Source organism: Streptomyces anulatus (assembly GCF_000721175.1).
GTDB classification, from domain to species: Bacteria; Actinomycetota; Actinomycetes; order Streptomycetales; family Streptomycetaceae; genus Streptomyces; species Streptomyces anulatus_C.
On record NZ_JOEZ01000019.1, the window covers coordinates 46,449 to 61,927 of the forward strand.

Genomic DNA, 15,479 nt, shown 5'->3' on the forward strand with positions numbered 1-15,479 from the left:
TTCGTCAGCTAGCCGACTATTCCTCCTCGTTCATTCGCGCAACCACGAGATCCGCGAGGGCCTGCGGAGTAGGGCATTCATAAAGCACGTCCGCCGCCCATTCCAGACCGGTCAGCGCGCCCAGGTGATCACGCAGTTCCAGCGCGGTGACCGAGGACAGTCCCAGATCGAAGAACTCGTCGTCGGCGCCGATCTCGGCGCCCGAGTCGTGCCCCAGCACGGCCGCCGCCAGCGCCCGCACCCCGGTCAAGACCTCGGCGTCCCACCGGTCGCGGGGCAGCCTCGCCAGCGCCGCCCGCAATCCGCCGGACGGACCGGACCTGACGGACGCAACGGAGGGTTCGACGCCCGCGGGCGGCTCGGTCACCGCCTCGTCCAGGAGCGCCGGATCGGCCGGATCCTCGTCCGCGTACTCGGCGACGAACACACCTTCCGGCCGGATCCGTGCCGCGGTGTGCCCCTGTCCGATCACGGCGCACAGCCGGGCCCGGGCCCGGGCATCCATCTCCGGCGGAAGGTCGACGACGTGATCCGCGACCGGCAGCGAGCCGTCCCGGGTGAGGACCCACAACGGCACCCCGGGCATCCCGGCCGGTTCGGCGCCGGGCAGGACGATCACCAGATCGGGCCGCTCGGTGGCGTCGACCGTCACCCGGGCGCCGTGTCTGGCCAGCGCGCCGGCGAGGGCATCGGTCAGCTCCGGGTCGTCGCCGGGCGGCGGCACCAGCGCCACGGTCGTGTCCAGGACCGGGGGCGCGGCGTCCGGGACCAGCCGCCACCGCACCGGTCGCCGGGTCGTACCGGCGCCGGGCCGCAACCGTGCCACGGCCGCGAGAACCTGGTGCGGTGTCTCGTCGCCGCGCAGGCCGAGCATGCTCAGCGCGGCCGCCGGGTCGCCGGAGCCCAGCGCCGACCAGAGAGCGTCGGATGCGGGCCGGGGCGCCGGGACCGGGGCCGGTGGTACCAGCTCGGGCCAGTACCGGCGGCCCTGGAACGCGTACCGCGGCAACGGGCTGCGCTGCGGCTCACGGCCCGCGTACACCGCCGGCCAGTCGACGCGCACCCCGTACGTGTGCAGGGCGCCGAGCGCGCCGAGGGCGGCCCGGACGTCCGGGCGGTCCCGCCGGGCCAGCGCCACCGGGGGAACCGGCACTTCGGGCAGACAGGCGCGGACGGCCGGAGCGAGCACCGCGTCCGGGCCTAGCTCCAGGAACGCGGTACCACCCGCCCGGTCCGCCTCCCGCACCGCGTCGAGGAAGCGAACGGAGCCACGCAACTGGTCCACCCAGTACGCCGGCGAGATCATCTTCTCGTCGGTCCGCACCGTGGAGACGATCGGAATCCGGGGCTGCTGGAACGTGACCGCCTCGGCGACCGCCCGGAACCCGGCGAGCGCCGGTTCCACCCGGGCCGAGTGGAACGCCGTCCCGACCCGCAGCCGGCGGGTGCGATGCCCACGGTCGGACAGCACGCCGGCGAGCTCCAGCACGGCGTCCTCGTCCCCGGAGAGCACGACCGCGTCCGGGCCGTTCACCGCGGCGATCGACACCCGGTCGGCATATCCGGCCAGGAGCGGCAGGACCACCGCCTCGGCGGCACGGACGGACACCATCGCGCCACCGGCCGGCAGCCCCGCCATGGCCCGCCCTCGGGCGGTGACGAGCGTGGCGGCGTCGTCGAGCGTGAGCATGCCCGCCAGGTACGCCGCGGACAGCTCGCCGATCGAGTGGCCGATCAGCATCTCCGGCCGCAATCCCCAGGCGCTGACCAGCCGGAACTGGGCCACCTGGAGCGCGAAGAGGGCGGGCTGCGTGTACTCCGTGCGGTCGAGCAGGCTGCCGTCACCCCACACCACCTCCTGCAGCGGGGTGTCCAGCGTGAAGTGCGCGCTCACCTCGTCGAAGGCCCGCGCGTACTCAGGGAACGTCTCGTACAGTCCGCGCCCCATTCCGGGCAGCTGGCTGCCCTGGCCCGTGAGGACCAGGACCAGCCGGTGCCGCGCGGCGGTGGCGCGCAGCACGGCCGGCACGGTGTTCCCCTCGGCGAGGGCGGCCAGCCCGGTCCGCAGCGCGGTCTCGTCCGCGCCGGTGACCATCGCCCGGTGCTTGTGGACGGCGCGGGTGGTGGCCAGCGCGTACGCGACCGCCGACGGATCCGTGGCAGCGGTCGCCGCCAGGCGGGCGGCCTGCTCGCGCAGCGCCGCCTCGGACCGTGCCGACAGCAGCCACGGCACCCCGTCGAGGACCGGCCGTTCCTCCTCCGCGTCCGGCGCCGGCGGTGCCTCCTCAATCACGACATGGGCGTTGGTGCCGCTGATGCCGAATGAGGACACCCCCATGCGCCGCGGCGCTTCGTGGCGTGGCCAGGGCTGCGCCGAGGCCAGCAGGGCTACCTCGCCGGCGGTCCAGTCGACGTGCGGAGACGGCTCGTCGATGTGCAGGCTGCGCGGCAGCACGCCGTGCCGCAGCGACAGCACCGCCTTGATCACCCCGGCCACACCGGCCGCGGCCTGGGTGTGCCCGAGGTTGGACTTGACCGAGCCCAGCCACAGCGGTCGCGGGCGGTTGCCGCCGTACACCGCGAGCACCGCCTGCGCCTCGATCGGATCGCCGAGTACGGTGCCCGTACCGTGCGCCTCGACCGCGTCGACGTCGGCCGGGCCCAGCCCGGCGGCGGTCAGCGCCGCCCGGATCACCCGCTCCTGAGCCGGGCCGTTCGGCGCGGTGAGCCCGTTGCTCGCCCCATCGGAGTTGACCGCGCTGCCACGCAGCACGGCCAGCACCCGGTGACCGTGCTCGCGGGCCCGCGACAGCCGCTCGACCAGGACCACGCCCACGCCCTCGCCCATGCCGGTGCCGTCGGCGGCCGCGGCGAACGGTTTGCACCGGCCGTCCGCGGCGAGCCCGCGCTGGCGGCTGAACTCCACGAACACCGCGGGCGTGGCGAGCACAGTCACCCCGCCGGCGAACGCGAGGTCGCACTCCCCAGCCCGGATCGCCTGTGCGGCCAGGTGCAACGCGACGAGCGACGACGAGCAGGCGGTGTCCACGGTGACGGTCGGCCCCTGCAACCCGAAGGTGTACGCCACTCTCCCGGACAGCACGCCCCCGCCGACGCCCGGCGCGAGGAACCCCTCGGCCGCGGCGCCCTCCAGCAGCCGGCCGTAGTCCTGGTACATGGCGCCCATGAACACGCCGGTTCCGGTGCCGCGTAGCGTGTCCGGGTCGATGCCGGCGTCCTCGCACGTCTCCCAGACGGTCTCCAGCAGCAACCGCTGCTGCGGGTCCATCGCCACGGCTTCCCGCGGCGACACCCCGAAGAAGGCGGCGTCGAACTCGGCCGCTCCGGAGACGAACCCGCCGGAGCGGGTGTACGACGTGCCGGGCGCGTCCGGGTCCGGGTCGTGCAGCTGCGCGAGGGGCCAGCCGCGGTCGTCCGGAAACGGCACGATCGCGTCCCGTTCGGAGACCAGCAGGTCCCACAGGTCGTCCGGGCCGCGGACGTCGCCGGGCAGCCGGCAGCCGATGCCGACCACCACCACCGGGTCGTCCGCGGTGCCGGCGGTCACCGGGGCGGCGCTTGGCCGCTCCGCGCCGGCCAGGCGGTCGGCGAGGTGCCGGGCCAGCGCGGCCGGGTTGGGGTGGTCGAACACGAGCGTGACCGGCAGCCGCAGCCCGGTCGCACCCGAGAGCCGATTGCGCAACTGAACGGCGCTGAGCGAGCCGAACCCGGCGTCCTTGAACGCCCGGTCCGGGTCGATCGTGTCGGGTGAGGCGTGCCCCAGCACTGCGGCGGCGTGCCCCAGCACCAGTTCGAGCAGCACCCGGTGCCGGTCGGCCGGGCTCTTGCCGGCGAGCCGGGCCACCAACTCGGAGTCGGCGGCACCGCCACGGGTGACCGTACGCCGCGCCGGCGCCCCGGCGAGGGACCGCAGGACCGGCGGCACGGCGTCGCCGGTGGCACGCAGCGCGGCCAGGTCGAGCCGGATCGGCACGAGTACCGGCTCGGCGACGGTCAGGGCGGCGTCCAGCGCGGCCAGGGCGGCGTCGCGCGGCAGCGGCGGGAACCCCGAACGACGGAACCGGGCCAGGTCGGCGCCACCGGTCATGGCGCTCTCGTCGACCCACAGGCCCCACGCCAGCGAGACGCCCGGCAGCCCGGCGGCCCGGCGTACCCGGGCCAGCGCGTCCAGGGCGGCGTTGGCCGCGGCGTAGTTCGCCTGGCCGAGACCGCCGAGCACACCCACCGCGGAGGAGAACAGGACGAGCCGGGCCTGCGGGAGCAGTTCGTGCAAGAGCCAGGCCGCGTCGACCTTGGGGCGCAGCACCCGGGCCAGCCGCTCCGGCGTGAGGTCGGCGACCAGCCCGTCGTCGAGCACCCCGGCAGCGTGCACCACGGTGTCGACGGTGGTCGTGCCGAGCAGCTCGGTCAGTTCCGCCCGGTCTGCGACGTCGCAGGCCACCACGGCGACGTGCGCGCCGGCGGCGGTCAGCTCCGCGGCCAGGGTGGCCGCCTCCGGGGCCTGCGGCCCGCGCCGGCTCGCCAGCATCAGGTCGCGGACGCCCAGGTCGTGCACCAGGTGCCGGGCGACGATCCCGCCGAGTGTGCCGGAGGCACCGGTCACCAGGACGGTGCCGAGGTCGCCGGCCGGTTCGCCCGTCGGGGAGACCCGGACCAGCCGCAGCTCCCGGGCGGCGCCGGCGGCGAGGCCCACCTGCGGCTCGCCGGCGGCCAGCGCGGCCGGCACCGCGGCGACGGTGGCGTCATCGTCGCCGGCGAGGTCGAGCACCGCGAAGCGGTCCGGATGTTCCAACTGGGCGCAGCGCACCAGCGCCGCGGTCGCGGCCTCGCCTGGATCGTCGAGCAGCCGCCGGGTCACCACGACGAGAGTGGACGTGGCTCGGCTCTCGTCGGCCAGCCACTCCTGCACCAGGGCGAGCGCCCGCTCGGCGGCCGCGGCGGGTGGGCCGGACGGGGCCGGGACCAGGATGAACGGCGCGACGTCGTCGCTCGGCGACACCCGCAGCAACCGGGCGAGGGCGGGATCGCGGACCGCGTACCCGGCGGCGGGACCGTCCGGCAGCGTCAGGGGCGCCCACTGCGGAAGCAGCAGGTCACCGCGGTCCGGCAGGCCGAGTGCGCCGTCCGGGAGTGGGCTGAGCGCCAGGGACCGCACCGACGCGACCGGCGTCCCCGCCGGGTCGGTCAGTTCGATGCGGACGGCGCCGTCCCGGGCGCCGGTGAGCGTGGCCCGTACGGTGTCCGCGCCCACGGCGTGCACCTGGACCCCGGTCCACTCGAACGGCAGCGCGGGCCGGTCCTGCGCCCCGGTGCGGAGGTCGCTGAGCGCCAGCGGGTGCAGACAGGCGTCCAGCAGCGCGGGGTGGATGCCGAACCCGTCTGGCTCTGCGCCGGGCAGCGCGACCTCGGCGTACAGGTCCCCGGCCCGGTCGCGCCACAGGGCGCGGACGCCGCGGAACACCGGCCCGTACCGCAGTCCGGCGCTGTCCAGCCGTGCGTACAGCTCGTCCACGTCGAGCGGCTCGGCGCCGGCCGGTGGCCAGGCGGTCGCCGCGGGCGGCGGCGGGTCGCCGCCGGGCGTGAGGACGGCGGTGGCGTGCAGGGTCCAGTTACCGGCCCCGACCCGGCCCTGTACGGTCACGTCCCGTGAGCCGTCCGTACCGGGCTCGCCGGCCTCGATCCGCAGCCGGACCTCGGCGTCTTCCGGCACCACGACCGGGACGAGCAGGGTCAGCTGGTCGATCACCGGGCACCCGGCCTCGTCACCGGCCCGGGACACCAGGTCCACCATGGCGGCGCCGGGGAGCACGACATGCCCCTCGACGGTGTGGTCGGCCAGCCACGGGTGGGTGGCGGCCGACAGCCGTCCGGTCAGCACGAGCCGGTCGGCCCCGGGCACGGCAGCGCGCAGGACCGGATGCTCGACGGCGTCCAGGCCCAGGGCGGACGGGTCTCCACCGCCGGCCGGCAGCCAGTACCGCTCGGTCACGAACGCGGTGGTGGGCAGCTCGACCGGCCGGGCCCCGGGCCACACCGCGGACCAGTCCGGACGGACCCCCTGCACATGCAGCTGCGCCAGCGCCCGGACCAGCTGGTCCGGTCCGCCCTCGTCGCGGCGCAGCGTGTGCAGGACGGCGACCTCGGCGCCGATCGCATCCACCGTCTCTTGGGCGCCGGTGGCCACCACAGGGTGCGGGCTGACCTCCAGCAACGTGGTGCAGCCGTGGCCGGCGAGTGCGGTGACGGCCTCGTCGAAACGGACCGGTTCGCGCAGGTTGCGGTACCAGTAGTCGGCGTCGAACGCGTCGTCGCCGTCGATCCACCGGCCCTCGACCGAGGAGAAGAACGGTACGGCCGGCGGGCGCGGGACCACCGGGGCCAGCGCGGCGCGGACCCTGTCCTGTACGCGTTCCACGTGCGCGCTGTGCGAGGCGTAGTCCACGTCCACCCGACGGGCCCGTACCTCCTCGGCCTCCAGCTCGGCGAGCAGCTCGTCCAGGGCGTCACCGTCACCGGAGACCACGACCGAGGCCGTGCCGTTGACCGCGGCCAGGGACAGCCGCCCGTCCCAGGCGCGCAGGCGTTCGCGGACCTGCTCGGCGGGCAGCGCCACCGACATCATGCCGCCGAGGCCGGACAGCTCCACCAGCGCCTGGCTGCGCAGCGCCACCACCCGGGCGGCGTCCGGCAGGGTCAGCGCACCGGCGACGTACGCGGCGGCGATCTCCCCCTGGCTGTGGCCGGCGACCGCGGCCGGGGTCACGCCCACCGAACGCCACACCTCGGCCAGGGCCACCATCATCGCGAACAGCACCGGCTGCACGATGTCGACCCGGTCGTAGTCCTGCTCGCCGCGCAGTACGGCGGTCAGCTCGAAGTCGACGTACGGCGCGAGCGCGGCCTCGCACTCGGCGATCCGGTCCCGGAAGACCGTGTTGCTCTCCAGCAGCCGCACCGCCATCTCCCGCCACTGCGATCCCTGGCCGGGGAAGAGGAAGGCCACCGGACCGGGCGCTCCGGTGACGCCCTCCACCACCGTCGGTGACGGCCGTCCGGCGGCGACGTCGGCGAGACCGGCCAGCAGTCCGTCACGGTCGGCGGCGCAGACCATGGCCCGGTGCTCGTGCGCGGTCCGCGTCGTGACGAGGGACGACGCGATGTCCCGCGGGTCCTGGTCGGGGCGGGCGGCGAGATCGGCGGCGAGCGCTGCGGCCTGGGCGCGCAGTCCGGCGGGCGCCCGGCCGGACACGGCCCAGGCACACGGCCATGACGCTGCGGGCTCGGTGCCGGGTGCCGGGGTGGCCGCCGCGGGCTCCTCCAGGATGACGTGCGCGTTGGTGCCGCTGACGCCGAAGGACGAGACGGCCGCTCGGCGCGGTTCGTCGCCGGCCGGCCACGGCACCGGCTCGGCCAGCAGCTCGACCGCTCCGGCCGACCAGTCCACGTACGGCGTGGGCCGGTCCAGGTGCAGCGTGCGCGGCAGCACCCCGTGCCGCATGGCCAGCACCATCTTGATGATCCCGGCCACGCCCGCCGCGGCCTGGGTGTGCCCGAGGTTGGACTTGATCGAGCCCAGCCACAGCGGTCGCGGGCGGTCGCCGCCGTACACCGCGAGCACCGCCTGCGCCTCGACCGGGTCACCCAGCGGGGTGCCGGTGCCGTGCGCCTCCACCGCCGCGACCTGGGCCGGGGTGAGGCCGGCGTCGACCAGGGCGTCCTGGATCACGCGGCGCTGCGCGGGACCGTTCGGGGCGGTCAGGCCGTTGCTGGCGCCGTCGGAGTTGACCGCGACGCCGCGGACGATCGCGTGCACCCGGTGGCCGGCAGCCACCGCGGCGGAGTGCCGTTCCAGCACCAGCACCCCGACGCCCTCGGACCAGGCGGTGCCGTCGGCGGCCGCCGCGAAGGGCTTGCACCGCCCGTCCGGGGCGAGCCCGCGCTGCCGGCTGAACTCGACGAACGCGCTCGGCGTAGCCATCACGGTGACCCCGCCGACCAGCGCCATGTCGCATTCGCCGCGTTGCAGGGCGCGGACCGCCTGGTGGAGCGCGACCAGCGACGACGAGCATGCGGTGTCCACGGTGACGGCCGGGCCGCGCAGCCCGAGCTGGTAGGCGACCCGCCCGGACACGACGCTGCCGCCGCCCTGGGCGCCGTGGTAGTCGTGGTGCATCACCCCGGTGAACACCCCGGTACGGGTGTCCCGCAGCGCCGCCGGGTCGAGGCCGGCCCGCTCCACCGCCTCCCACGAGGTCTGCAGGATCAGCCGCTGCTGCGGGTCGGTGTACAGCGCCTCCTTCGGCGAGATGCCGAAGAAGCCGGCGTCGAAGGCCGGGGCGTCGTGCAGGAATCCGCCGTCCCGGACCGTTGAGGTGCCGGGGTGGTCGGGGTCGGGGTGGTACAGCCCGTCCACATCCCAGCCGCGGTCGCGGGGGAATCCCGTGATGCCGTCGCGGCCCTCGGCGACCAGCGACCAGAGGTCCTCGGGCGACTCGACGCCGCCCGGGTAGTGGCAGGCCATGCCGACCAGGGCGATCGGCTCGGCGGACCGGCTCTCCGCCTCCCGCAGCCGCCGGCGGGTGACCTGCAACTCCGCGGTGACACGGCGCAGGTAGTCACGGAGTTTGTCCTCGCTGCTCATCGGTCCTCCTGACCCGGTACGGGGCTGCCGAGCTCGGCGTCGATCAGGGCGAACACCTCGTCGTCGGTGGCGGTGGCGAACAGGTCCAGCGGCGCCTCGGCGGTCGCCGGGCTCAGGGCGGTGAGCAGCTCACGCACCCGTTGCACCACCCGGCCGCGGAACACCTCGTCGGTGGCCGCCTCGGTCAGACCAGCGGCGAGGCGGTCGAAGTCGGCGAACAGCGCCGGCAGGTCGTCGGCCCCGCCGGTGCCGCCGTCGAACCGCCCGGCGAGGTGCTCCACCAGGTCGCCGGGGGTGGGATGGTCGAAGACGAGGGTCGCCTCCAGCGTCAGGCCGAGCGCCGCGCCGAGGCGGTTGCGGAACTCCACCGAGCTCAGCGAGTCGAACCCCAGCTCCTGGAAGGAGCGCCCTGGGTCGATCGCGGCGGCACCGGCGTAGCCGAGCACGGCCGCGGCCTCGCCGCGGACCAGGCCGGACAGGCGGGCGCGCAGCTCCGCGGATCCCAGCCCGGCCAGGCCCGGGTCGGCGACGACGGCCGGTGCGGCGCTCAACAGGCCGCGCAGTATCGGGGGCACGACCGCCGGGGTGCCCGGGCCCCACCGCAGCGCGACCACCTCGGGCTCCGTACCGGCCAGGGCGGCGTCCAGCAGGCGCAGTCCCGCCTCGACCGTCAGCGGTGCGAGGCCGGCGCGGGCCAGCCGTTCGCGGTCGGCGGTCATACCGTCGTCGAGGTCCCACGGCCCCCAGGCCACCGAGACCGCCCGGCCACCTGCCGCGACCCGGTGCCGGGCCAGCGCGTCCAGATACGCGTTGGCCGCGGCGTAGTTGCCCTGGCCGGGCCCGCCGAGCACGCCGGCCGCCGAGGAGAAGAGCACCAGCTCGGCCTCGGGCAACAGCTCGTGGAGGTGGTGGGCGCCATCGGCCTTGGCCCGCCACACGGTCTCCAGCCGGTCGGCGTCCAGCGCGGTCACCACACCGTCGTCGAGCACCCCGGCGGCGTGCACCACGGTGCCGATCGTCCGGCCGGCCAGCAGCGCGGCCAGCGCGTCCCGGTCACCGACGTCACAGGCGACCGGCTCGATCCGCGCGGTCAGCCCGGAGAGGCCGGCGGGGACGCGCCCGCTGCGGCTGACCAGGAGCACGTCGGTGAATCCGTGTTCGGCGACCAGGTGACGTACCACCGGGGTGGCGAGGCCACCGCTGCCGCCGGTGACGAGCAGCGTGCCCGGCCGGCGCGGCGGCGGCGCCTCGGTGGCCGGGGCGCGCACCAGGCGGGCCGCCAGCACCCGCCCGTCGCGGACCGCCAACTGCGGCTCGCCGGTGGCCAGGGCGCGCGGCAGGATCTGCGCCGCGTCCGTGCCGGACAGCTCGACGAGACCGAAGCGGCCGGGGTGCTCGGACTGCGCCGAGCGCAGCAGCCCCCATGCGGCGGCCGTGGCCGGGCCCGGATCGGTGGCCACGAAGACCAGGCGGGCGCCGCCGAAGCGGGTCTCGCCGAGCCAGAGCCGGGCATGGGCGAGGACGTCACGGGTCAGCTCGAACGCGGCGGACGCCGACGTCCCCGTCGCGGCGACCGGCACGATCACCACCTCGGCGGGTTCGGTCAGCGCCGTCGGAGTGTCCGCACGGGTCACGGTCACGCCCGCGGCGGTGAGCGCGGCGCCGATACCGTCCCGGTCCGGGCCCACGACGGCGTACCGGCCGGGCGAGCCGGGACCGATGTCGTCGAGGGGCACCCAGTCGACGTGGTACAGCGGGTCGGCCGAGGCTCCGGCGGGGCGCAGGGTCACCGCGTCCACCGAGGCGACCAGCCCGCCGGCAGCATCGGTGAGCCGCACCGAAACGACACCGGGCCGGACCGGGGCGACGCAGGCCCGCGCGGCGACCGCGCCGCTCGCCGCGACCCGGATCGCGGACCAGGCGAACGGCAGGTGGGCCCGGCCGCCGGGGACGAATCCGCCGAGAGCCACCGCGTGCAGCGCCGCGTCCAGAAGAACGGGGTGCACGGCGTACGGGCCGACGTCACCGCCGGGCACGGTGACGTCCGCGTACACGGTGTCGCCGGCCCGCCAGGCGCGGCGCAGCCCCTGGAAGGCGGGACCGTAGCCGGGCAGCCGGTCGTAGAAGCCGGTGAGGTCGAGCTCCTCGGCGTCGCCGGGCAGCGGTGGCGGCTCGGCCGCGACGCCACCTGCGGGGGCGAGCGCGCCCGTCGCGTGCCGGGTCCAGGCCGGTTCTCCGGCGGCGCGGGCGTGCACCTCGAAGGCGCACCGCCCGTCGTCGCCGGGCAGGGCCGCGGTGAGCCGCAGGTCGGCGTCGCCGAACGGCAGCGGCGCCTCGATCACCAGCTCGGCCACGACCGGCCGACCGAGCCGGGCGCCGGCCTGTAGGGCCAGGTCGGCGAAGAACGTGCCGGGCACCAGCGTGGTCCCGTCGACGGCGTGGTCGGCCAGCCAGCCGTGGCCGTCCCGCGAGATCCTGGCCGACAGCACGTGCCCGCCGGGCAGCTCCACCAGGTCGGCCCGCACCCGGCCGGGGTCCGTGCCGGTGGTCACCCAGTGCCGGTCCCGAGCGAACGGGTAGCCGGGCAGCGACAGCCGGCGCGCTCGCGCCGGCATCGGCGGGGTGATCTCGGCCCCGGTGACCCAGGCGGCGGCGAGCGCGTCGAGGTCGTCACCGGTCACCGCGGCGGCCGGTTTCCGCCGGCGGCCCCGATGGCAGCCGACCCCGGTACGCAGCGCCGTCACCAGTTCGGCGGTGGTCGTGGCCACGACGGCGAGCCGCTCGTCCAGGTGCTCACGCCCGGACCACAACGTGTACGCCAGCGCCGCCGGATCCATCGCGACGGCCGCCGTGGTCAGGGCGGCGGCCAGGCCCTCGGCGGTGGTCTCTCCGTCGATCGCCGGGCGGGTTCCGAACACCGCCTGGATACGGTGGGCGAGGTCGGCCAGTTGCGGGAAGTCCAAGCCCAGCTCGGCGAACGGCAGGTCGGGCCGTGCCGCGGTCGCACCGACCTCGGTCAGCAGCGCGGTCACGACCGCGGCCACGTCCCCGCCGGCGCCCTCCAAGTGGGTCACCAGCCGGGCCACGCTCTCGTCGAGGCGGGCGGTGTCCCGGGCGGACACCACGAACAGCCGCGGCTCGGCCGGTTCCGGCACGGCCGGCGGCGCCGGCCACTCGGCGAGGACGACGTGCGCGTTGGCCCCGCCGGCACCGAAAGAGCTGATCGCCGCGGTCCGCGGCACGTCCGCGCGTCCCGGCCACGGCGCCCGTTCGCGCTGCACCCGGAACCGTGCGGTCTCCCACCGCACCGCGCTGGACAGCGGGTCGGCGTGCAACGACGGTACGAGTTCCCGATGGCGCAGTTGAAGTACAACCTTGGTGAGCGCCGCGACGCCGGCCGCGGACTCCAGATGCCCGATGTTCGACTTGACCGACCCGATCGGCCAGGGACCCGGGCCGGCGCCGATCCGGTCGAAGGCCTCTTCCAGCGCGGCGACCTCGATCGGGTCGCCGAGGCTGGTGCCGGTGCCGTGCGCCTCCAGGTAGCCGAGGTGGGCGGGGTCGACCGCGGCGCGCCGCAGCGACCCGGCGATCAGGGCGGCCTGCGATGCCGGGTTCGGCACGGAGAACCCGGCGGTACGGCCGCCGTGGTTGACCGCGGTACCGCGGATGACGGCGTGCACATGGTCGCCGTCGCGCAGCGCGTCGCGCAGCGGGCGCAGCAGCACCACGCCGACGCCCTCGCCGGGCACGTAGCCGTCCCCGCCCTCGCCGAAGGCGCGGCAACGCCCGTCGGTGGACAGGAAGGAGGACTGGCTCAGCAGCAGGTACTTGTTCGGGTGCACGGCCAGGTTGACGCCACCGGCCAGGGCCGCCTCGCACTCCCCCCGGCGGATGGCCTCGACGGCCAGGTGCAGCGCGGTCAGCGAGGACGAGCACATGCTGTCCAGGGCGATGCTCGGTCCGCGCAGGTCCAGGAAGTACGACACCCGGTTGGCGATCGACGCGCTGAACGACGAGGGCACCGGGCCTGGCTCCGCGCCGACGCCGTACAGCTGGTACTGGTTGTACATCACCCCGGCGAACACGCCGACGGACCGGCCGCGCCAGGCCGACGGCGCATGGCCGGCCTCCTCGAACGCGTGCCACGCCTCCTGCAGGAACAGCCGCTCCTGCGGGTCCAGCACGGCCGCCTCGTTCGGCGAGATGTGGAAGAACCCCGCGTCGAATTCGTCCACCCCCGAAATGAACCCGCCCCATTTGCCGTACGAGCGTCCCGGCGTCCGGCGGTCTTCGGAGTAGATCGCCGCGTGGTCCCAGCGGTCGGCCGGCACCGTGCTGACGCAGTCACGGCCGTCGCGCAGGTTCGCCCAGAACTCGTCGAGGTCGCGGGCCATCGGGTAGCGGCCGCTGATGCCCACTACGGCGATCGCGTCGTCGTCGGTGCCGACCGGCTCGGGGTCCGCCTCCGGCGTGGTGAACTCGGCCGTGATCCGGGCCGCGTCCCCGTTCAGGACCACGACGTGGGAGCGGCCGCTGCCCACAGCGGCCAGCAGCACGTCGACGGCGGCCGGGGTCTCCATCCCCCGCAGGCCCATCCGGCGCAGCGCGGCGTCATCGACCGGCATGCCGCCTTCCGCCCAGGCCGGCCAGCCCACCGACACGATGTCGCGGCGGGTGCCGGCGAACAGGTCCAGGAACGCGTTCGCGCACGCGTAGTCGGCCTGACCCGGATTGCCCCAGGTGCCGGCGGTGGACGAGCAGAGCACCAGGAAGTCCAGGCTCAGGCGCCGGGTGGCCGCCTCGAGGTGATGGGCGCCGTCGACCTTGGGGGCGAGCACCGCCCGTACGTCATCGGCTTTCTTCCCCGCCAGCAACCCGTCACGCAGCACGCCGGCGGCGTGCACCACCCCGTGCAGCACTCCGAAGCGGTCCACCGCGGTGCGCACCGCGCGGTCCACGTCGTCCGCGCGGGTCACGTCCATCACCACCGTGACCACCTCGGCGCCGAGGGCCGTCAGCTCGGCGGTCACGGACGGATCGGCCGGGGTGCGGCCGCCCAGGACGAGCCGGGCGTGTACCGACCGGGCCAGATGCCGGGCCAGGGCCAGCCCGACCCCGCCGAGCCCTCCGGTGATCAGGTAGACGCCGCGCTCTCGCAGCGACGCCCTGTCCGCCGGTGCCGGCATGGGCCGGGCGAGCCGGATCCGGCGGGTGCCGTGCGCGTAGCGCACCTCCACGTCCGGTGCCCCGGCGGCCAGCTCGGCCAGCGCGTCGGCCCGGCGTGGCGAACGGACCACCGCGGCCCGTATGCCCGGGTTCTCCCGCACCGCGGTGCGGAACAGGCCCGCGACAGCGGTGACCGGCGCGTCGTCGTCCTCGACGTGGCAGACCAGCCGCAGGTTGCTCCGCCCCGCGCGGATCGCGGCTGCCAGGAACTCGCTCAGCGCGACCGCCTCACCGGTGAGGTCGGCCGGATCGGCGGGCTGCCACAGCACACCGGCCGCGGCGGTGTCCGCGAGCGCGGACGGCCAGTCCGCCCGGTTGTGCGCGCCGGTCGTGACCCAGTGCGCCGCAGGCGCTCCGGGCGGCGGCAGGGCGGCCGTGTGCCAGGACGCCTCGAACCACACCACCTCGGCGGGCACCTCGGTATCGGCGGTCGTCGTGGTCTCGGCGGTCGTCTCGGTCACCGGTCCCGCGGGCGGGGCCGCCACGACCTCGTACTGCCGTAGGTGGTCGGCCAGCAGGGTGAACGTGTTGTGCTCGAACAGCAGGGTCGGGGAGAAGTCGACGCCGAAGACCCGTTCCAGGTCGGCGGCGATCCCCAGCAGCGCCGTCGAGTCCAGGCCGAGCTCGTAGAACCCGGCCGTCTCGTCGAAGTCGGCGCGGCCGGTCCTCGCCTCGATCAGCTCACGGACGATCCGGTCGGTGTCCTGCGCCGCCGGGGGGCGTGCCTCGAGGCGGGTGATCGCCGCGGCGTCCCGGATCCGTTTGGAGGTCAGGCCGTGCAGCCAGGCGACGACGGTCCCGTCCGGGGCGTGGAACTCCAGGTCACACGTGGTCAGGTCGCCGTCGGGCCCGGCCGGGCGCGGCGGGGTGGCGTGCACCAGGGTCCGCGAGCCCAGCGGTCCCGCGGCCCGGACCGATTCGATCAGCATCGGGATGTACGGGCGTGCCTCGTCGCCCGGCACGGCCTCGGCGAACTGGGTGGGCAGCAGCGTCGAGGAGTCCAGCGCCGCGGGATGAAGGTGGAAGTACTCGGCGTACTCGGCGGCCTGGGCGCTCAGCGAGAGGTCCGCGAGCAGGTCGTCCGGCCCGGCGTGCAGGGTACCGACGGCCCGCATGAACTCGCCGTGCTCGATACCGGTCGCGCGGACCGTCGTGTACAGGTCGGCCATGTCGACGCTCTGCCGTGCGGCGGCGCGCAGGGCCTCCAGGTCCCGCCGGCGCTGCGGAAACGGCAGGCCCAGGTACAGCTGGCAGTCCAGGACCGGTTCGCTCTGCCCGGAGGGGCGGCGGGTGCCGGTGACCGACACCCGGAAGTGCCCGTCGTCGCGGGCGAAGCGCAGCGTCAGCTCGGTGTCGAAGTCCGGCCCGGCGGCGACCGGGTTGCGGAACAGCACACGGCGCAGCTCGACACCGCCGGGATCGGCGCCCCGGGCTCGCACCACCCGCAGGATGATGTCGAGAAACGACACCCCGGGCAGGATCCGGGTGCCGTGCACACGGTGGTCGCGCAGCACGGGGTCGCTGCCCCGGATCACGACGGTACAGGTCAGCCCGTCCAAGGAGTCCATCAGGTTCTCTCCCCCGCGCA

General features: G+C 75.6%; 2 protein-coding genes. Both read right to left on the minus strand.

Translation table 11 applies throughout. The features are described 5' to 3' along the window. Nucleotides 1-16: 16 nt before the first annotated feature. Nucleotides 17-8,662 (minus strand): type I polyketide synthase, encoded by an 8,646-nt coding sequence (locus IG90_RS46075; RefSeq protein WP_051870766.1) that lies wholly within the window; start codon nt 8,660-8,662, stop codon nt 17-19. After that, the gene (locus IG90_RS0123180; RefSeq protein WP_030587742.1) at nt 8,659-15,459 is read right to left on the minus strand and encodes an SDR family NAD(P)-dependent oxidoreductase; all 6,801 of its coding nucleotides are present in this window, start codon (nt 15,457-15,459) and stop codon (nt 8,659-8,661) included. The genes IG90_RS46075 and IG90_RS0123180 overlap by 4 nt, the downstream gene beginning before the upstream one ends. Between the last annotated feature and the right edge of the window lie 20 nt (nt 15,460-15,479).

Bases quoted from the DNA above. Each gene is read 5' to 3' on its own strand.
- IG90_RS0123180 (WP_030587742.1), bottom strand. From the start codon at position 15,459: ATGGACTCCTTGGACGGGCTGACCTGTACCGTCGTGATCCGGGGCAGC.
- IG90_RS46075 (WP_051870766.1), bottom strand. From the start codon at position 8,662: ATGAGCAGCGAGGACAAACTCCGTGACTACCTGCGCCGTGTCACCGCG.